Annotated in this window: 19 protein-coding genes; 14 read left to right on the top strand and 5 right to left on the bottom strand. The window is 67.0% G+C overall.

Annotation, left to right across the window (positions count from 1 at the left end; all coding sequences use genetic code 11):
• Nucleotides 1-57: 57 nt before the first annotated feature.
• The 9 genes from ACZK33_RS06770 (at nucleotide 58) to ACZK33_RS06810 (ending at nucleotide 5,617) form a co-directional block, all read left to right on the top strand.
• Nucleotides 58-1,140, top strand: a complete 1,083-nt coding sequence (locus ACZK33_RS06770) for an NAD(P)H-dependent flavin oxidoreductase (protein WP_049424473.1) — start codon at nucleotides 58-60, stop codon at nucleotides 1,138-1,140.
• Complete coding sequence (locus tag ACZK33_RS06775; protein ID WP_423174397.1) at nucleotides 1,137-1,919, top strand: aminotransferase class IV family protein; 783 nt, start codon at nucleotides 1,137-1,139, stop codon at nucleotides 1,917-1,919. Before ACZK33_RS06770 ends, ACZK33_RS06775 begins: the two co-directional genes overlap by 4 nt.
• 131 nt (nucleotides 1,920-2,050) lie before the next feature.
• A complete protein-coding gene (gene rpsP / locus ACZK33_RS06780) occupies nucleotides 2,051-2,311 on the top strand; it encodes a 30S ribosomal protein S16 (protein ID WP_005415733.1) in 261 nt (86 codons plus the stop codon).
• Between the two features lie 44 nt (nucleotides 2,312-2,355).
• Complete coding sequence (gene rimM / locus ACZK33_RS06785; RefSeq protein WP_071227727.1) at nucleotides 2,356-2,868, top strand: ribosome maturation factor RimM; 513 nt, start codon at nucleotides 2,356-2,358, stop codon at nucleotides 2,866-2,868.
• An 8-nt stretch (nucleotides 2,869-2,876) separates the two neighbouring features.
• On the top strand, nucleotides 2,877-3,635 hold the full coding sequence (gene trmD / locus ACZK33_RS06790) for a tRNA (guanosine(37)-N1)-methyltransferase TrmD (RefSeq protein ID WP_423174398.1): 759 nt from the start codon (nucleotides 2,877-2,879) through the stop codon (nucleotides 3,633-3,635).
• A 154-nt stretch (nucleotides 3,636-3,789) separates the two neighbouring features.
• Nucleotides 3,790-4,191 carry a 50S ribosomal protein L19 gene (rplS, locus tag ACZK33_RS06795; protein WP_005408597.1) on the top strand — a complete coding sequence of 134 codons (402 nt, stop codon included), beginning with the start codon at nucleotides 3,790-3,792 and terminating at the stop codon, nucleotides 4,189-4,191.
• An 82-nt stretch (nucleotides 4,192-4,273) separates the two neighbouring features.
• A complete protein-coding gene (locus tag ACZK33_RS06800) occupies nucleotides 4,274-4,654 on the top strand; it encodes a DUF6404 family protein (protein WP_423174399.1) in 381 nt (126 codons plus the stop codon).
• A gap of 79 nt (nucleotides 4,655-4,733) precedes the next feature.
• A complete protein-coding gene (locus tag ACZK33_RS06805; RefSeq protein ID WP_423174400.1) occupies nucleotides 4,734-5,168 on the top strand; it encodes a DUF1801 domain-containing protein in 435 nt (144 codons plus the stop codon).
• A gap of 38 nt (nucleotides 5,169-5,206) precedes the next feature.
• On the top strand, nucleotides 5,207-5,617 hold the full coding sequence (locus ACZK33_RS06810) for a DUF1801 domain-containing protein (protein WP_423174401.1): 411 nt from the start codon (nucleotides 5,207-5,209) through the stop codon (nucleotides 5,615-5,617).
• A 108-nt stretch (nucleotides 5,618-5,725) separates the two neighbouring features.
• Here ACZK33_RS06810 and ACZK33_RS06815 read toward each other — a convergent pair whose 3' ends face one another.
• Nucleotides 5,726-7,186 (bottom strand): MATE family efflux transporter, encoded by a 1,461-nt coding sequence (locus ACZK33_RS06815; RefSeq protein ID WP_049399635.1) that lies wholly within the window; start codon nucleotides 7,184-7,186, stop codon nucleotides 5,726-5,728.
• A 62-nt stretch (nucleotides 7,187-7,248) separates the two neighbouring features.
• On the opposite strand from ACZK33_RS06815, the gene ACZK33_RS06820 reads away from it, so the two are divergent.
• From ACZK33_RS06820 to ACZK33_RS06830, 3 genes are all read left to right on the top strand, one after another.
• On the top strand, nucleotides 7,249-7,488 hold the full coding sequence (locus tag ACZK33_RS06820; RefSeq protein ID WP_032127550.1) for a hypothetical protein: 240 nt from the start codon (nucleotides 7,249-7,251) through the stop codon (nucleotides 7,486-7,488).
• A 9-nt stretch (nucleotides 7,489-7,497) separates the two neighbouring features.
• On the top strand, nucleotides 7,498-7,905 hold the full coding sequence (locus ACZK33_RS06825) for an RNA-binding S4 domain-containing protein (protein WP_004149153.1): 408 nt from the start codon (nucleotides 7,498-7,500) through the stop codon (nucleotides 7,903-7,905).
• 113 nt (nucleotides 7,906-8,018) lie between these two features.
• Complete coding sequence (locus ACZK33_RS06830; protein ID WP_423174402.1) at nucleotides 8,019-9,206, top strand: glycoside hydrolase family 5 protein; 1,188 nt, start codon at nucleotides 8,019-8,021, stop codon at nucleotides 9,204-9,206.
• A 72-nt stretch (nucleotides 9,207-9,278) separates the two neighbouring features.
• Here the strand turns inward: ACZK33_RS06830 and ACZK33_RS06835 are convergent, their stop codons facing one another.
• The 3 genes from ACZK33_RS06835 to mutS form a co-directional block, all read right to left on the bottom strand.
• Nucleotides 9,279-9,881 carry a DUF937 domain-containing protein gene (locus tag ACZK33_RS06835; RefSeq protein ID WP_423174403.1) on the bottom strand — a complete coding sequence of 201 codons (603 nt, stop codon included), beginning with the start codon at nucleotides 9,879-9,881 and terminating at the stop codon, nucleotides 9,279-9,281.
• Between the two features lie 109 nt (nucleotides 9,882-9,990).
• Nucleotides 9,991-11,634, bottom strand: coding sequence for a catalase (locus tag ACZK33_RS06840; protein ID WP_049399631.1), 1,644 nt, complete (start codon nucleotides 11,632-11,634; stop codon nucleotides 9,991-9,993).
• 195 nt (nucleotides 11,635-11,829) lie between these two features.
• Nucleotides 11,830-14,385: a DNA mismatch repair protein MutS gene (gene mutS, locus ACZK33_RS06845; RefSeq protein ID WP_049399630.1), complete on the bottom strand. Its 2,556-nt coding sequence runs from the start codon at nucleotides 14,383-14,385 to the stop codon at nucleotides 11,830-11,832.
• Between the two features lie 340 nt (nucleotides 14,386-14,725).
• On the opposite strand from mutS, the gene ACZK33_RS06850 reads away from it, so the two are divergent.
• Nucleotides 14,726-16,003, top strand: coding sequence for an O-antigen ligase family protein (locus tag ACZK33_RS06850; RefSeq protein WP_423174404.1), 1,278 nt, complete (start codon nucleotides 14,726-14,728; stop codon nucleotides 16,001-16,003).
• Nucleotides 16,003-16,995, top strand: a complete 993-nt coding sequence (locus tag ACZK33_RS06855; protein ID WP_049424491.1) for a glycosyltransferase — start codon at nucleotides 16,003-16,005, stop codon at nucleotides 16,993-16,995. The genes ACZK33_RS06850 and ACZK33_RS06855 overlap by 1 nt, the downstream gene beginning before the upstream one ends.
• A 28-nt stretch (nucleotides 16,996-17,023) precedes the next feature.
• On the opposite strand, the gene ACZK33_RS06860 is transcribed toward ACZK33_RS06855, so the two are convergent.
• Nucleotides 17,024-17,416 carry a barstar family protein gene (locus ACZK33_RS06860; RefSeq protein ID WP_049462356.1) on the bottom strand — a complete coding sequence of 131 codons (393 nt, stop codon included), beginning with the start codon at nucleotides 17,414-17,416 and terminating at the stop codon, nucleotides 17,024-17,026.
• Nucleotides 17,417-17,438: the final 22 nt, after the last annotated feature.

The following is a 17,438-nucleotide window of genomic DNA, read 5'->3' on the forward strand; positions in this document are numbered from 1 at the left end:
CGACTCTACCCCCGTCCTGCGCGCACCATGGGGGCCTGTCCGAAACGATGGGCCGTCATGCAGAGTTCCGCTGTATCTGTATCTTCCCGCGTCGAGGCGTTCTGCCGGCGCTTTGGCGTATCCGTTCCGATCCTGCTGGCCCCGATGGCCGGCGCCTGCCCGGTGCCGTTGTCGGCTGCGCTGGCCAATGCCGGCAGCATGGGGGCGATGGGCGCAGTGCTGTCGTCATCGGCCGATATCGGCCACTGGATGGATGACTTCCGCGCTGCCTCGACGGGCCCCGCACAGGTGAACCTGTGGGTGCCGGACCCGGCACCGACCCGTGATGTCGCCGCTGAAGCCGCCAGCCGCGCCTTCCTCGCGCAGTGGGGTCCGGACGTGCCGGCCAGCGCCGCCGATGCCACGCCCGCCGACTTCGAAGAACAGTTCGCCGCACTGCTGGCGGCGCGCCCGGCGGTGGCCTCGACCATCATGGGCGTGCTGCTGCCGCGCCACGTACAGCAGTTGAAGGATGCCGGCATTGCCTGGATCGCCTGTGCGACCACCTTGTCCGAAGCGCGTGCGGCACAGGACGCCGGTGCCGACGCGGTGGTGGCACAGGGCGTGGAAGCCGGTGGCCATCGCGGCGCGTTCGATCCGGCGATGGCCGAGCGTCAGTTGGTCGGCCTGTTTGCGTTGTTGCCGCGCCTGGCCGATCACCTGCAGATTCCGGTGATCGCCGCCGGTGGCATCGCCGATGGCCGTGGCATTGCTGCCGCACTCACCCTGGGGGCCAGTGCCGTGCAGATCGGCACTGCCTTCCTGCGCACGCCCGAAGCGGCGATCGCTTCAGCGTGGGCCGATGGATTGGCGGCCAGCGAACCCGAAGATACCTGGCCGACCCGCGCCTTCAGCGGCCGCCTGGGCCGTGGCCTGGCGACCCCCTATGTGCGCGCCGCCGCTGCGGAAGGCGCACCGGCGCCACGCCCGTACCCGGTGCAGCGCGGCCTGACCGCGCCGATGCGCAGGCAGGCCGTGCAGGAAAATCGTCTGGCGGCGATGCAGGCCTGGGCCGGGCAGTCGGCGTGGATGGCCCCGGCACAGCCGGCCGCCGACGTATTGCGCGGCATGTGGGAACAGGCGCAGGCGCTGCTGCGATGACCGTGACCTGCAACGGCCAACCGGTGCAGGTGGAGGATCTGCTGCCTGCGCTGGTCAACTATGGCCACTTCACCTCGCTGCAGGTGCGCGGTCACGCCGTGCAGGGACTGGACCTGCATCTGGCGCGGCTGTCGCAGGCCACGCGCGAACTGTTCGGCAGCGAACTGGACGCGGCGCAGGTCCGGGGCTGGATGGCGCAGGCGCTGCAGCAGGCCGGCCTGGCCGATGCCTCGCTGCGGGTGACGGTGTACTCGCGCCGCTTCGATTTCCGCAATCCGCTGGCGGCCGTACCGGTGGACGTGCTGGTGGCGGTGTCCGCGCCGGTGGCGCTGACCGCACCGAAGCGGGTGCGCAGCGTGATGTGGCAGCGCGAGCTGCCGCAGATCAAGCACGTCGGCACCTTCGGCCTGTTTGCCGAGCGCCGTGCGGCGATGGCGGAAGGGTTCGACGATGTGCTGTTCGTGACCGCCGATGGCGTGATGAGTGAAGGCAGCACCTGGAACCTGGCCGTGCACGATGGTGAGCGCCTGCTCTGGCCACAGGCGCCGGCCCTGCGCGGTACTGCCGAGACGTTGTTGAAGCAGCATTGGCCGGGGGCACAGCTGACGCGGCCGTTGGCACTGGCTGAACTGGATAGCGTGAAGGCCGCTTTTGCCTGCAACGCCAGCGGCCTATGGGCGCTGGACGCCATCGACGGGCATGTCCTGCCGGGTTCGCAGGCACTGGCTGAACAGGGCAGGGCAGTGCTGGCGGCGGCGGCTTGGGACAGATTGGGGTGAAAACCCCCGCCGGGCATGGCCCGGCGCTGCCGTGAAGGCGGATTCACCCCGGGGTTGGCTCGGCCGGGCTCTGCCGCTATAATCGCCCGCTTACCTCGCCATCCTGGCGACTGGGCAATAGGAAAAACACCATGGTCAAGATTCGACTGACCCGCGGCGGCGCCAAGAAGCGTCCGTTCTACCACATCATCGTCACCGACGTGCGCAGCGCGCGCGACGGCCGCAACATCGAGCGCGTTGGCTTCTACAACCCGGTCGCCCAGGGCGCCGAGAAGCGCATCGAGCTGGACCTGGCCCGCGTTGACCATTGGGTCAAGAACGGCGCCCAGCCGACCGACAAGGTCCGCAACCTGATCAAGGAAGCGACCAAGTCCCAGGCCGCTGCGGCCTGATCCTGACGGGCCACGCTTCGGCGTGGCCCTCTTGGTTGAAGCAGATGAAAGATATCGAGCGCCGCATCCTGCTGGGCAGGGTTGTCGGCGCTTTTGGTGTGCGCGGCGAGATCAAGCTCGAGTCCTGGACCGAGCCACGTTCCGCCATTTTCCGTTACCAGCCGTGGATCGTGCGCAGCCCGTCCGGCGTGGAAACCACGATTGAAGGTGTACGCGGCCGCGACAGCGGCAAGCACCTAGTCGCCCGTTTCCCCGGCATCGAGGACCGCGATACCGTTGAAGCGATGCACGGCACCGAGATCTACGTGGCCCGCAGTGCATTGCCGCCGCCGAAGCCCGACGAGTATTACTGGGTGGACCTGGAAGGCCTGGACGTGAAGACCACCGAGGGCGTTGCCCTGGGCCAGGTCTCGCACCTGTTCAGCACCGGCGCCAACGACGTAGTGGTGGTCCGTGGTGACCGCGAACGGATGATTCCGTTCGTGCAGCCGGACTTCGTCAAGTCGGTCGACTTCGAGGCCAACCTGGTCGTGGTCGACTGGGATCCCGAGTTCTGAGTGTGAGCATGCGTTTCGACGTCATCACCCTGTTCCCCGAGTTCCTCGCCCAGTCCGCTGGACTGGGCGTGGTCGGGCGCGCGCAGGAGAAGGGCCTGTTCAGCCTGCATGGCTGGAATCCCCGTGATTACGCCGAAGGCAACTACCGCCGGGTGGACGACCGCCCGTTCGGTGGTGGCCCGGGCATGGTGATGCTGATCGAGCCGCTGCAGGCCTGCCTGCAGGCGATCCGTGATGCTGATCCGACCCCGGCGCGGGTGATCTACCTCAGCCCGCAGGGGGCGCCGTTGACCCAGGCCAAGGTGCGGGAACTGGCGGCGCTGCCGCGCATGGTGCTGCTCTGTGGCCGCTACGAAGGCATCGACGAGCGTTTCCTGGAGGCCAATGTCGACGAGGAGATTTCCCTCGGCGACTACGTGCTGTCCGGTGGCGAGCTGGGCGCGGCGGTGATCATCGACGCCGTGGCCCGCCTGCAGGACGGTGCCCTGAACGACGCGGAATCGGCGGCGCAGGACAGCTTCGAGGGCGACCTCGGCCTGCTCGACTGCCCGCATTACAGCCAGCCGGCCCAGCACCCGCTGGGTGACGTGCCGGAGGTGCTGCGCTCGGGCAACCACGCGGCCATCGCGGCCTGGCGCCGCCAGCAGTCGCTGGTCCGTACCGCCCAGCGGCGCCCGGACCTGCTGGATGAACAGGCGCTGGGCAAGGCCGACCGCAAGCTGCTGGAGCAGGCCCGTCAGGCCCAGAAACACAAGGCCAGCCCCTAGCGCAGGGCTGGCGTTATCGGCTATCATGGCCAATTCCCGTCGGCCCCGGCCGGCGTGCGCAGTACCCAAAACAAACGCGCAGCACAGTCCGGTGACTGCATGAGCCTACGTTGTCGATACGACACGCCCACCCGAACAAGAATCGGTGTAACCCATGAGCAAGCTGAACAAGTCCATCGTCGCGGAATTCGAATCCGCCCAGATCACCCGTGAACTGCCGAAGTTCAGCCAGGGCGACACCGTTGTCGTCAACGTGAAGGTGAAGGAAGGCAGCCGCGAGCGCGTGCAGGCCTACGAAGGCGTTGTCATCGCCACCAAGAACGCCGGCCTGAACTCCTCGTTCACCGTCCGCAAGATCTCGCACGGCTACGGCGTCGAGCGCGTTTTCCAGACCCACAGCGCCATCATCGACTCGGTCGAAGTGAAGCGTCGTGGTAAGGTCCGCGCCGGCAAGCTGTACTACCTGCGTGGCCTGGAAGGCAAGGCTGCCCGCATCAAGGAAGACCTGGCTGCCGCTGCTGCCGCCAAGGCTGCCCGTCTGGCCGAAAAGGCCTGATAAACAACTTCGGTTGTTGCCGCGACGGCCACCTTCGGGTGGCCGTTTGCGTTTCCGGCATCGCATCGGCCACGATCAGGGGATGAACGACATCAATCCGCGCTATCCCGCCGTGATCCAGTCGGCGCTGCGCTTCCTCGACGGCAAGGGGCTGGCGCGCGTGCAGTCGGCACCGCTGCTGCATCGCCTTCTGTGGCGCATGGGCATCGCACTGCCACCGCCGATCCTGGCCGGCTTCGGCACCAATGCGCTGGTGCAGGGCCTGCTGTTCGGGCTGTTCTGGACCGCGCTGATGTGGCTGATGCTGTGGCAGGGCAGTGAGCGCCCGCTGGCCCTGCTGCTGGTGGCCGGTCTGTTGGCCGGTGCGCTGTTCGGTATTGTGATGGCGGCGCTGATGCGCTCGCTGCGCCGCCACCGCAAGCTGCCGGACTGGCAGCAGTTCCGGGCGCGGCAGGCGGACTGAGCCGATGGCGCACTGCGCCGTGACCGCCAGCGATGGGCCGCGCTAGGCTGCAATCTCATCCTGATGGACGTGCCGTGCGATGCCTGCCCAGCGAACCGCACCCTCCGCTGCCCCTAAACTGCTGTCCGGCGGCAACCCGCAGATCGCCAAGGGCGAGGGCGATGCCACGGTGCAGGCCTATATCGCGGCGATGCCGGACTGGAAGCGACCGATCGGAGCACAGCTGGACGCGCTGATCGAACAGGCTGTACCCGGTGTGCACAAGGCAGTGAAGTGGAATTCGCCGATGTATGCGGTTGCGCCGGGCGAAGGCTGGTTTCTCAGCTTCCACTGCTTCACCCGCTACATCAAGGTGGCGTTCTTCCGCGGCGCTGCGCTGAAGCCGGTGCCGCCGGAGCCGTCGAAGAGTGCTGATACGCGCTACCTGCACATCCAGCAGGAGGGTGCGTTGGATGAGGCGCAGTTCCTCGACTGGGTGCGCCAGGCCGCGGCATTGCCCGGCGAGCGCATGTAAGTGCATCGTTCCGATCTCCCTGCCGACGAGAACCGCTGATGGCCACGCATGCACCGAACCCTGCCGATGCCGGAACCCCGGCCGCTGAACTGATCGATGCACGCATCGCCGAGCTGGGCGACTGGCGTGGCGAGGCGCTGGCACGCGTGCGTGCCTTGATCCATGAGGCGCTGCCGGACGTGCAGGAAACCTGGAAGTGGCGCGGCACGCCGGTGTGGGAGCACAACGGCATCCTGTGCACCGGCGAAACCTACAAACAGGCGGTGAAGCTGACCTTTGCCAACGGTGCGGCGTTGGCGGACCTGAAGGGCCTGTTCAACGCCAGCCTGGACGGCAACACGCGGCGTGCGATCGACATCCATGAAGGCGCGATGCCGGATGCCGCGGCGTTGAAGGCACTGCTGCGCGCGGCGGCCACGTTCAACGCTGCCAAAAAGAAGAAACGGTAGAGCCGGCCGCTGGCCGGCTGTTGCGCGATGCTTCCGGAGGGGCTTGAGGTTGCCGGCCAGCGGCCGGCACTACCACAGGCCCATGAGGTTGCCGGCCAGCGGCCGGCACTACCGCAGTGGCGCGGCATCCGGGTCGGCCACCGGCGACGGCGGGCAGGCCGGAATCTCCGACGGCGTGGCCAGTTCTTCGGCGTGCGAGGGCTTGCCCATCATCTTCGCCTTGCGCCAGCCGCCCCAGCGGTAATAGGCCAGCGACAGCAGCATCGACACCAGCGAGCTGACCGGGAAGCTCCACCAGATCGCGTCGGCGCCCCAGTACGGCTGCAGCAGTTCGGCGAACGGCACGCGTACGCCCCACAGCGAACCGGCCAGGATCAGCAGCGGCGGAATCACTGCGCCGGTGGAGCGAACCACGCCGGAGATCACGAAGCTGACGCCGAAGAACAGGAACGAGCCGATCACCACGTGGTTGAGGTGGCGGGCGATGTCCAGCGCCTGGCTGGCCGGCGGCAGGAACAGTGCCAGCAGCTGGCGATCGAACACCACCAGCGGCAGGATCAGCGCGCCGGTCAACAGGAAGTTGAACAGCACGCCCTGGCGCGCGGTGCCGCGCACGCGATCCCAGCGCTGCGCACCGACGTTCTGTGCCGCCATCGAAGAACACGCCGCACCGATCGCCATCGCCGGCATCTGCAGGTAGTTCCACAGCTGCAGGGCAGCGCCGTAACCGGCGCCGGTGTCGGTGCCGTACTGGTTGACCATGGTCATCAGCAGGATCACCGACAGCGAGATCAGCACCATCTGCAGGCCCATCGGCACGCCCTTGATGACCAGCGCCTTGAGGATGGTCAGGTCGAGCTTGAACAGGCGCATGTCGGCGCGGCCCAGCCACAGGGTGTGGCGCTTGTGCCGCATGTACAGCAGCAGGCCGGCCAGCGACAGCGTCTGCGCGACCAGCGTGGCCCAGGCCGAACCGGCAATGCCCAGCGCCGGGAACGGCCCCATGCCGAAGATCAGCACCGGGTTCAGCACGATGTCCAGCGCCACCGACACCATCAGGAAACGGAACGGCGTGCGTGAATCACCGGCACCGCGCAGCGCGGCGGTGAGGAAGGCGAACGCGTACAGCGTCGGCATCGCCAGGAAGATGATCTGCAGGTAGGCCTCGGCCAGCGGCAGCGAGGCGGCCGGCGTGCCCATCGCCGCCAGCAGCGGATGGGCCATGAACCAGCCGGCGATGGCGATGATCACCGACAGGCCGATGAAGAAGGTGGCGCTGGTACCGACCACGCGCCGTGCCTGCGCGATGTCGCGCGCACCGATCGCCTGGCCGATCAGGATGGTCGAGGCCATGCCGAAGCCGAACACCGAGCCGATCAGGAAGAACATGATGTTGTTGGCGTTCGCGGTGGCGGTCAGTGCCGCCTCGCCGAGGAAGCGCCCCACCCAGACCGCATTCACCGAACCGTTCAGCGACTGCGCGATGTTGCCCGCCAGGATCGGCAGGGAGAACAGCAGAAGGTTGCGGCCGATCGGGCCGGAGGTCAGGTCAAGCGGCGCTTTGGCCATGGAGTGGTGATCGATTCCCGGGAGGCGCACACTAGCACCAAGCCGGTTTGCAGGATGTGGCAATGCATCAACGACTGCAGGTGAAATGGAGCCTGGCGATGGCCTTGATCGGCACCGCACTGGCCGCATGTTCGACAGGTGACCGGCTGGGCGATACCCAGGTGCGGCCGACCGACCGACCCGAGTGCCTGGTCGGCAGCCAGCGCCAGGACCTGTCCGCTGGTGTACCCACGTTGATTGGGGGCAGCGGCTGCCGCACCGACCCCGACCATCCGCGTCCTCTGAACAAGCCACCGGAGTAGTCCGCACCGATGCCTGAGCTTTCCCCGTTGTCGCCCAGTGTCCGCCTGGACATCTGGTTGTGGGCGGCCCGTTTCTTCAAGACCCGCAGCCTGGCCAAGCAGGCCATCGAGACCGGCAAGGTCAGCGTGGCCGGGCAGCGCCCGAAGTCCTCGCGCGCGGTGCGCGTGGGTGAGCAGCTGCAGGTCGACCGCGGCGAGGAGCATTTCGAGATCCAGGTGCTGGGCCTGAGCGACCAGCGCGGGCCGGCGCCAACGGCACAGCAGCTGTACGCCGAGAGCGAGGCTTCGAAGGCGCGCCGTGCCGAACAGCGTGCACTGCGCATTGCCGCACGCGATGGTTTCCAGCCGCCGGAACACAAGCCGGACAAGCGCGCGCGGCGTTTGATCCGGGCCTTGGGTGACATCGACGCGCTCTAGCGAAATCCTGATTCCAACGGATTGTTCCTATCGCGGTGCGAAACAAAGCGCCGGTCACGGTGCGTTCGGATTGCGCTGGGCAGGCTGTTTTTTCACCTATCGGAGGCCTGCCCATGCGTCGTCTGCTGTTATGCCTGTCCCTGCTTGCTGCTGCGCCACTGCACGCTGCCGACATCACCTTCTGGGACGTTCCGCAACGCGGTGGCAACAGCATGAACATGTCGCCTCCGGACCGGAAATACTTCGAGGCGCTGCGTGCGACCGGTGCGACCTGGGTGCGGCTGGTGCCGGACAAGTGGAAGGGGCAGGGCGGTCGTGACTTCCTGATCGGCAACGCCGATGACTATCGCGGACTGGTTCCGGCCGACCTGGCCACGCTGCGGCGGGTGCTGGATGACGCCGATGCGGCCGGGCTGAAAGTGGTGCTGACGCCGCTGTCGCTGCCGTTGCTGCGCTGGAAGCAGCACAACGGCGATGTGGTCGACCAGCGCCTGTGGCAGTCCTTCGACAACCATGTGCCGGCCCGTCGCTTCTGGCATGACCTGGCCACGGCGCTGAAGGGTCATCCTGCCTTGGCCGCCTACAACCTCATCAATGAGCCGGTGCCCGAGTACGGTGCAGGCCTGGCCGAGCATGCGTCCACTGAGGCGATGCAGCGGTGGTATGCCGGTGTGCAGGACGGCCCACGCGATCTGCGCCACTTCTACTCGGAGCTGATCGCCAGCATCCGCGAGGTCGACACCGCGATGCCGCTGATGCTGGATGCGGGCTGGTATGCCGCCGCCGACGGTTTCAACTACTGGCCGGCACCGCTGGCGGATTCGAAGCTGCTGTACAGCGTGCACATGTACGAGCCGTACGCGGCAACCAGTGCGCCGAACCAGACGCGTGCCAAACCCTGGCGCTATCCGGCGCAGGTGCCGTTCGGTGCAGGCAGCGAGCGTTGGGATGCGGCGCGTGTACGCCGTTACCTGCAGCAGCCGATGACGTGGGCCGCCTCGCATGGCGTCGGTGCCAACCGCATGGTGGTGGCCGAATTCGGCTGCATGCGGCGGTGGCCGGACTGCAGCCGCTACCTGCAGGATGTGCTGCAGGTGCTGGAGCAGGACAAGGTGCACTGGGCCTTCTACGCCTTCCGCGAGGATGGCTGGGACGGCATGGACTACGAACTGGGCGACAAGCCGCTGCCGTGGTCGTACTGGCAGGCGCAGGAAAAGGGCGGCCATGTCGAGCCGCCGCGTTCGATGCAGGCGCCCCTGTTCGCACCGATCCTGCAGCGTTTGAAGGCGGGCAACCGGTAAGCCGCCGGGCATGGCCCGGCGCTACCCATGGCGATGCCGGTAGCGCCGGCCCATGTCCGGCCAGGCTTTCCTTCAGCGCTTGCCGCCGAGCAGATTGCCGCCCAGCTTGAGCAGATCGCCCACGCCCAGCTGACCATCACCATCCTGGTCCAGCAGGCTGCCGAGCAGGCCACCGGCCAGGCCACCCTGCTGCTGCACCTGCTGCTTTTCCTGGCCGAGGGCCTGGCTGAGCGAGCCGGCATCGGCCTGGCCGCCGCCGAGGCGCTGGGCGAGGAAGGCCATCACGATCGGCGCGAGGATCTGCAGCAGCTGGCTGGTGCGGTCGCTGTCGAGCTGGGTGGCCTGGGCCAGGCCGGTTTCCACCTTCTGCTGGCTGCCGCCGAAGATGTGGCCGAGGATGCCGGCACCGTCGCTGGCGGCACCACCGCCACCACCACCCAGTACCGAGCCGAGCACGCTGCCCAGGTCCAGGCCGCTGTGGTTGTTCTGCAAGGCGCCGAGCAGCGCCTGCGCGCCCTGCGGCTGCGAGGCGTTGTTGCCCAGCGCGCCCATCAGCACCGGCAGCGCGGCACTGATCGCGCCGGAAGCCTGGGTATCGCTGATGCCGAGCTGCTGCGACACCTGCTGCAGCGGGGCGCCCTGCAATTTGGCGAGAAGTTCGTCGGTCAGGCTCATCTGCGGAATCCTTGATTGGGGTTGGGCGTGCAGAAGGTACGACGCGGACCGTTAAAACGGCGACGCCGCCTCAGGGGGAGGCGGCGTGCCGTACACGGGGGCAGGGCGATCAGAGCTCGATGTCTTCGGCGCCCGGGGTCGCGGTAGGGAAGTCCGCTTCCGGCTGCGCCGGCTTGAACGGATCCGACGGCTGGCTAGCCAGCGCCTTCAGCGCCGCGGCAACACCGGCACCGTAGGCCGGGTCGGCCTTGCTGCAGTTGTCGATGTGGCGCTGCTTGATGAAGTCCGGCGCATCGCCCAGGGCGCGGGCGGTGTTGGCGAACAGGCGGTCCTTCTGTGCCTGGTTATAGCTGCGGAACAGCGCACCGGGCTGGCTGAAATAGTCGGCGTCGTCCTCGCGGAAATTCCAGAAGTCGGCGTCGCCCCGGATCTTCATCGGCGGCTCGCGGTACTGCGGCTGCTCCTGCCACTGGCCGTAGCTGTTCGGCTCGTAGTGCGGCAGGCCGCCGTAGTTGCCGTCCACGCGCATCGCACCATCGCGGTGGTTGCTGTGCACCGGGCAGCGCGCTGCATTCACCGGAATCTGGTGGTGGTTCACGCCCAGGCGGTAGCGCTGCGCATCGGAATAGGCGAACAGGCGTGCCTGCAGCATCTTGTCTGGCGACGGGCCGATGCCCGGCACCAGGTTGCTCGGTGCGAACGCCGACTGCTCCACGTCCTGGTACCAGTTGACCGGGTTGCGGTTCAGTTCGAACTGGCCCACTTCGATCAGCGGGTAGTCGCTCTTCGGCCACACCTTGGTCAGGTCGAACGGATGCACGCGGTAGGTTTCCGCGTCCAGCTCCGGCATGACCTGGATGAACAGCTTCCACTTCGGGAAGTCGCCCTTCTCGATCGCGGCGAACAGGTCGCGGCCGTGGCTTTCGCGGTCATGGCCGACCAGGATCTGCGCCTGTGCGTCGGTCAGCGATTCGATGCCCTGCTGGCTGACGAAGTGGAACTTCACCCAGAAGCGTTCGCTGTCGGCGTTGGTGAAGCTGTAGGTGTGCGAGCCGAAACCGTGCATGTGGCGGAAGCTGCGCGGAATGCCGCGGTCGCTCATCACCACGGTCACCTGCAGCAGGGCTTCGGGCAGCAGCGTCCAGAAGTCCCAGTTGTTGCGCGCGCTGCGCAGGTTGGTGTGCGGGTCGCGCTTCACGGCCTTGTTGAGGTCGGCGAACTTGCGCGGGTCGCGCAGGAAGAACACCGGGGTGTTGTTGCCGACCAGGTCCCAGTTGCCTTCTTCGGTGTAGAACTTCAGCGCGAAGCCGCGGATGTCACGCTCGGCGTCGGCGGCGCCACGCTCGCCGGCCACCGTGGTGAAGCGGGCGAACATCTCGGTCTGCTTGCCGACCTTCTCGAACAGCTTGGCGCGGGTGTACTTGCTGATGTCGTGGGTGACGGTGAAGGTGCCGAACGCGCCCGAGCCCTTGGCGTGCATGCGGCGCTCGGGAATGATCTCGCGGTTGAGGTTGGCCAGCTTTTCCAGCAGCCAGACGTCTTCCATCAGCAGCGGGCCACGCGGGCCGGCGGTCTTGCTGTTCTGGTTGTCCACCACCGGCGCGCCGAAGGCCGTGGTCATCGGCGTGACCGGATCATCGCCATGCTTCTGCTTGGGCGTGGTGCTGAGCTCGCGCTGCTGCTCGGCGCCCTGCTCCGGCGACGGGGCGGTGTGATACGGGCACTTGGCGTTGTTGTTGTCGGACTGGCTCATCGGCTGGCTCCTGGTGGCGGTGAAGACGTGGGAGAAACATCTTCACTCGACTTTAGCTATGGCCAGATGAAATGAATAATCGAATGATCCGTTCAGATTGATAGGTTCTGTCAATTGAAACGAAGAATCGGATTTGCACAGTCTTTCAACAGGCCTCCCGCAAGGCGAGCGGGAGGCCATGGGCGTGCGCTGCGGCTACAGCAGTGCCTTCAACCGGTACAGGGCTTCCAGCGCCTGCTTCGGCGTCAGTTCGTCCGGGTCGATCGCCGCCAGCGCGTCCTGCGCCTTGCTCGACGGTGCCGCGAACAGGCCGAACTGCTGCGGTGCATCCAACGCCTGCGGCGCCAACTCGGCGGCATGGCTTTCACCACCGCGCTGTTCCAGCTCGGCCAGGCGACGCCGTGCCTGTGCCACGGTGGCGCGCGGCAGGCCGGCCAGTGCCGCCACCTGCAGGCCGAAGCTGCGGTTCGCCGGGCCATCCTTTACCGCGTGCATGAACACCAGCGCCTCACCGTGCTCGACGGCATCCAGGTGCACGTTGGCGATGCCGCTGCGGCCACCCTCGTGCTGCTCGTCGGCCAGCGCGGTCAGCTCGAAGTAGTGGGTGGCGAACAGCGTGTAGCAGCGGTTCTGGTAGGCCAGGTGACGGGCCACCGCGTCGGCCAGTGCCAGGCCATCGTAGGTGGACGTGCCACGGCCGATCTCGTCCATCAGCACCAGCGAATGGGCGGTGGCGTGATGCAGGATGTAGCTGGTTTCGGCCATCTCGACCATGAAGGTCGACTGCCCGCGGGCAAGGTCGTCACCGGCGCCGATGCGGGTCAGGATGCGGTCGATCGGGCCGATCAGCGCACGGCTGGCCGGCACGAAGCTGCCGATGTGGGCCAGCAGTACGATCAGCGCGTTCTGCCGCATGTAGGTCGATTTACCGCCCATGTTCGGGCCGGTGATGACCAGCATGCGACGGTCCGGATGCAGATCCAGATCATTGGGTTCGAACGGCTGCTCGCGCACCGCCTCGACCACCGGGTGGCGGCCACGCTCGATCTTCAGGCACGGCTCGGCCTGCAGCTCCGGGCGCGCCCAGTCCAGCGCCTGCGCGCGTTCGGCGAAGGCCGCCAGTACGTCCAGTTCGCTCAGCGCGGCGGCGCATTGCTTCAGCGGTTCCAGTTGGCCGCCGAGGGTGTCCAGCAGCTGCTCGTACAGGTACTTCTCGCGCGACAGCGAGCGGTCACGCGCGGACAGCACCTTGTCTTCGAACGCCTTCAGTTCTTCGGTGATGTAGCGCTCGGCATTGGTCAGCGTCTGGCGGCGGGTGTAGTGCACCGGCGCGCGGTCGGACTGGCCCTTGCTGATCTCGATGTAGTAGCCGTGCACGCGGTTGTAGCCCACCTTCAGGGTGGGAATGCCGCTGCTTTCGCGCTCGCGCTGTTCCAGGTCGACCAGGAACTGGTCGGCGTGAGTGGACAGGCGGCGCAGTTCGTCCAGCTCTTCATCGAAGCCATCGGCCAGCACGCCGCCGTCGCTCAGTTTCAGCGGCGGCATTTCGGCGATGGCGCTGGCCAGCAGCTGCGCGCACTCGTCGTGTTCGCCCAGCGCGGCGTGCAGCGTCTGCAGGCGTGGTGAATCCAGCGGCGCCAGCACCTCGCGCACCGCCGGCAGCAGGCCCAGGCCGTCGCGCAGGGTGGAGAAATCGCGCGGCCGCGCCGAACGCAGCGCGACGCGGGTGAGAATGCGTTCCAGGTCGCCGAGGCGGCGGAACTGCTCGCGGATGTCCGCATCGCTGCCGCGATCGATCAGGGTTTCCACCGCATGGTGGCGCTGTACCAGTACCTCGCGCAGGCGCAGCGGGCGGTGCAGCCAGCGCCGCAGCAGGCGGCCGCCCATCGGCGTCACCGTACTGTCGAGCACACCCAGCAGCGTATTGCGGGTGTCGCCATCAACACGCGTATCCAGTTCCAGATGGCGGCGGGTAGCGGCGTTCATCGCGATCGCCTCGCCGGCGGTTTCCATCGCGATCGAGGTCAGGTGCGGCAGGCGCTGCTTCTGGGTTTCCTCGACATAGCCAAGCAGGGCACCGGCCGCAGCGGTGGCGCGCGGCTTGTCGTCGATGCCGAAGCCGCTCAGGTCATGCAGCTTGAAGAAATTCAGCAGCTGGCGGCGGCCGCTGTCGGCATCGAACAGCCACGGCGCGCGGCGACGTACGCCGGTGCGCTGGCGCAGGAACTCCGGCCAGTTCTCTTCATCGGGCACCAGCAGCTCGGCCGGTTCCAGCCGTGCCAGTTCGGCTTCCAGCGCGTCGTCGGTTTCCACCTCGTTGACCAGGAAGCGGCCGCCGGCCAGGTCGGCCCAGGCCAGGCCGTAGCCCTGCTTGCTGCGCGACAGGGCCATCAGCAGGGTGTCGCGGCGTTCATCCAGCAGCGCCTCGTCGGTGACCGTGCCGGGGGTGACGATGCGCACCACCTTGCGCTCGACCAGGCCCTTGGCCAGCGCCGGGTCGCCGATCTGCTCGCAGATCGCCACCGACTCGCCCAGCGCCACCAGCCGTGCCAGGTAGCCTTCATAGGCATGTACCGGCACGCCGGCCATCGGGATCGGTGCGCCGCCGGAGCTGCCGCGCTGGGTCAGGGTGATGTCGAGCAGGCGCGCCGCCTTGCGGGCGTCGTCATAGAACAGTTCGTAGAAGTCACCCATGCGGAAGAACAGCAGCAGGTCCGGGTAATCGGACTTGGCCGCGAAGAACTGCTTCATCAGCGGGGTGTGTTCCTTGGACGCCTTGGCGTTGCTGGTGTTGTCTTTTGTATCAGTCACTTGGGGCGTTTCGCGTCTTGGCAGGGCGTCGGGGCGTGGCCACGCGCAGGCATGGCCGGAGAGGACATTAGTGTAGCGACCTGGGGAGGTCGATGATCCGCGGCACCCGTGCTGGGCCCGGGGGCTGTCCGTGTGCCAACGCCTGCGCCCCTGCGCCGGCACTTTGGTTGATTTCCCCAGGGGCCCACGGTAGTGTCAGCCCCGGCGATTTCCGCCAAACGGCCTCCATGGAAACCGGGGCGACTTATCCCCCGGGCGGGCGTTGATGGAAAGAACAAGCATGACTGCAGCCTGCATGGCCGCCGAACCTCTTTACACCTGGCGTACCGTCCTGCTGAGCATCCTGGTCGCCATCGTTCCGCTTGCCGGCTCCGCACCCTACACCTTGCTGAAGGCGGTGCTGCTGCTGGCCCTGCTGGTCACCGGCGTGGTTCTGATCCGCCGCCAGCCCGATGTCCGCCTGCGCTACCGCATCGCCCGGTTCATCGTGATCGTCTGCTTCCTGCGCCTGGCCTATGCCTTCTACAGCATCCTCTGGCACGGGCTGCGCTGGAACGAGCTGGATCTGCCGGCGCAGACACTGCTCTACCTGGGTACCGCTGCCGTGTTCGCCACTGCGCTGGACTGGCGCCTGATCTGGAAGATCTTCGCCGTGTCCACCCTGGTCTTCGGCGGGTCGTGCATCGTGCAGCACCACGTGATGGGCCTTGAACGCGCGCACGGTTTCAGTGGCGGCGAATGGACGGCGATCGAGTTCACCATGGTGACGCTGTGCATGGCGTTGTTCTCGGTCATCCGGTTGATCCAGCCCAATGTGCATCCGGCCGAACGCTGGCTGCACGGCGTGGCCATCGCCGTTGGCGTCTACGGTTCGATCCTGGCGCAGAGCCGCGGGCCGATCCTGGCGTTCATTCCCGCCATGCTGATGGTGATTGCGGTGCACGTCCGGCGCACCCGGCGCTGGCGGGGGGCACTGGCCTTCGTCGGTGCCCTGGTCATTGGCGTGGTCGGTGCCACCTCGGTGCTGAACCATGAGGTGATCCAGCGCTTCGGTGAGGTCAGTGGCGAGATCTCCGGTTTCAACCAGGAAAACGAGGTCGGCTCGGTCCGCGAGCGCATCGCCATGTGGGGCGTGGCGGTCGACGCCTTCGCCGAGCATCCCGTGGCAGGGGTGGGCCTGAACCAGTTCGGTACCTATGCACGTGAGGGCATCGCCCGCGGCGAGGTGTCCGAGTCGATCTTCCGCTACAACCACCCGCACAACGAGTACCTGGAAGCGGCGGTGACCGGTGGCGTGCCGTTGCTGCTGATCATGCTGCTGGTCTTCATCCTGCCCGGCATTCATTTCGTGCGACGTCTCGGCCACGCCGACGACATCACCGCGATGATCGCCACCGCCGGACTTGCCGTGGTCATCGTCTATGCGCTGTCGGCGTTCACGGACAACGTGTTCTACCGGGCGATGCCGCATTCGTTCTATTTCTACCTGGTGCTGGGCTTCATGCTGGCGACCGCCTTGCCTGCGCGCGACCTGCGCCGGCCAGGGAGTCCCTCCTGATGGCGCATATCCACCTGCTGGCCGCCGACAACCAGCGTGGCCTGTCCCATGACATCCAGGTGATCGAGCGCTCGTTGCAGCAGCTCGGGCACACGGTGACGGTCAGCCGTCTGGACGCGGTGCGCAATGGGGGGGCCTGGAAGCTCCGCGGGATGCGCCTGCGCAGGCTGCTGGCCTCGTGGCTGAGCCTGGGGCGCACGCCGGCCCGGTTCGACATCAACATCTCGCTGGAGCATGTCCGGCCGGCAAGCTTCGGACTGGCCGAGGTCAATCTGTTGATTCCGAATCCGGAATGGGTGTCCGCACGCAGCCTGCGGATCCTGCCGCGGTTCGATGCGTTGTTGACCAAGACCGAAGACGCCACGCGCATCTTCAATGCGCTGGGCATGCGCGCGCTGGAAGTCGGTTTCTGCAGCCGTGACCGCTACGACCCGGCGGTGCCGCGCAGACCGCGCAGCTTCCTGCATGCAGCTGGTACCAGTCGCATGAAGGGCACGGCAACGCTGGTCGAGGTCTGGAAGCGCCATCCGGAGTGGCCCTTGCTGACCATCCTGCGCGGCGGCCCTTCGGACGAAGATGAGGGCGGGGCCGCGAACCTGCGGATCGTCCGCGAGCGCCTGCCCGACCAGGAGGTGCAGCGCCTGCAGAACGAACATGCGTTCCACCTGTGCCTGTCGCAGACCGAAGGCTGGGGCCATTACCTGGTGGAAGCGATGAGCTGCGGGGCGGTGGTGATCACCTGCGATGGCGCGCCGATGAACCAGATGATCGACGACAGCCGCGGCATCCTGGTTGCCGCGCACGAGGGCGCGCCCTGCCATCTGTCCAGGACCTGGCATGTGGATGAGAAGGCGCTGGAACAGGCCGTCGAGCGTGCGCTGGCGATGGACGAGGCCGAGTGGACCCGGCTGGGCGCCAATGCACGCGCATGGCACCTGGCCAGCGAAGTGGCGTTCCCACGCCGGCTGGGCGAGGCCCTGGCCAAGCTTTGAGTTGATGCGGCTGGTTGCTGCAGAGTGCTCAGCCTGGCACCAGGGTGATCTGCGGATGGCTGCCGAAGATCTCCATGACGATCTCGAAGTAGGTCTGTCCCTGGCCAAGTGACAGTGCCGTCAACTGAGCGTGGATGGCCGGACCGTTGAACCTGCCGCCCTGATCGAGTTTCGACTGCAGCCAGGCGCGCGTCGTCTCGCGGCCCAGTGCCTCGCGGCTGTGGGCGATGTCGCGCCACACCACCGTGGCGGTGGCATGACCGGCGAGCGCGCCGTAGCCCCCGTGCAGCAGGTCATCAAGCGCGTCCAGGCTTGCGCCCAGCTGCCAGTCTTCGTCGGCCATGAATACACGATTGATTTCCACGTAGAGGCTGGCGATGTCGTTGATGGACGCGCCTTCGATGTGCAGGATCCGTGTCATCTGCAGACTGTAGCCCTCCGGG

It is taken from the genome of Stenotrophomonas sp. 86156_Sma (assembly GCF_056481625.1).

What these genes read in the sequence shown, in the direction of transcription:
- ACZK33_RS06805 (WP_423174400.1), top strand. Translation starts at nt 4,734, where the DNA reads ATGCCTGCCCAGCGAACCGCACCCTCCGCTGCCCCTAAACTGCTGTCC.
- ACZK33_RS06800 (WP_423174399.1), top strand. Translation starts at nt 4,274, where the DNA reads ATGAACGACATCAATCCGCGCTATCCCGCCGTGATCCAGTCGGCGCTG.
- trmD (WP_423174398.1), top strand. Translation starts at nt 2,877, where the DNA reads ATGCGTTTCGACGTCATCACCCTGTTCCCCGAGTTCCTCGCCCAGTCC.
- ACZK33_RS06855 (WP_049424491.1), top strand. Translation starts at nt 16,003, where the DNA reads ATGGCGCATATCCACCTGCTGGCCGCCGACAACCAGCGTGGCCTGTCC.
- rplS (WP_005408597.1), top strand. Translation starts at nt 3,790, where the DNA reads ATGAGCAAGCTGAACAAGTCCATCGTCGCGGAATTCGAATCCGCCCAG.
- ACZK33_RS06820 (WP_032127550.1), top strand. Translation starts at nt 7,249, where the DNA reads ATGCATCAACGACTGCAGGTGAAATGGAGCCTGGCGATGGCCTTGATC.
- rpsP (WP_005415733.1), top strand. Translation starts at nt 2,051, where the DNA reads ATGGTCAAGATTCGACTGACCCGCGGCGGCGCCAAGAAGCGTCCGTTC.
- ACZK33_RS06775 (WP_423174397.1), top strand. Translation starts at nt 1,137, where the DNA reads ATGACCGTGACCTGCAACGGCCAACCGGTGCAGGTGGAGGATCTGCTG.
- ACZK33_RS06770 (WP_049424473.1), top strand. Translation starts at nt 58, where the DNA reads ATGCAGAGTTCCGCTGTATCTGTATCTTCCCGCGTCGAGGCGTTCTGC.
- mutS (WP_049399630.1), bottom strand. Translation starts at nt 14,385, where the DNA reads ATGAAGCAGTTCTTCGCGGCCAAGTCCGATTACCCGGACCTGCTGCTG.
- rimM (WP_071227727.1), top strand. Translation starts at nt 2,356, where the DNA reads ATGAAAGATATCGAGCGCCGCATCCTGCTGGGCAGGGTTGTCGGCGCT.
- ACZK33_RS06835 (WP_423174403.1), bottom strand. Translation starts at nt 9,881, where the DNA reads ATGAGCCTGACCGACGAACTTCTCGCCAAATTGCAGGGCGCCCCGCTG.
- ACZK33_RS06840 (WP_049399631.1), bottom strand. Translation starts at nt 11,634, where the DNA reads ATGAGCCAGTCCGACAACAACAACGCCAAGTGCCCGTATCACACCGCC.
- ACZK33_RS06815 (WP_049399635.1), bottom strand. Translation starts at nt 7,186, where the DNA reads ATGGCCAAAGCGCCGCTTGACCTGACCTCCGGCCCGATCGGCCGCAAC.
- ACZK33_RS06825 (WP_004149153.1), top strand. Translation starts at nt 7,498, where the DNA reads ATGCCTGAGCTTTCCCCGTTGTCGCCCAGTGTCCGCCTGGACATCTGG.
- ACZK33_RS06860 (WP_049462356.1), bottom strand. Translation starts at nt 17,416, where the DNA reads ATGACACGGATCCTGCACATCGAAGGCGCGTCCATCAACGACATCGCC.
- ACZK33_RS06830 (WP_423174402.1), top strand. Translation starts at nt 8,019, where the DNA reads ATGCGTCGTCTGCTGTTATGCCTGTCCCTGCTTGCTGCTGCGCCACTG.
- ACZK33_RS06850 (WP_423174404.1), top strand. Translation starts at nt 14,726, where the DNA reads ATGACTGCAGCCTGCATGGCCGCCGAACCTCTTTACACCTGGCGTACC.
- ACZK33_RS06810 (WP_423174401.1), top strand. Translation starts at nt 5,207, where the DNA reads ATGGCCACGCATGCACCGAACCCTGCCGATGCCGGAACCCCGGCCGCT.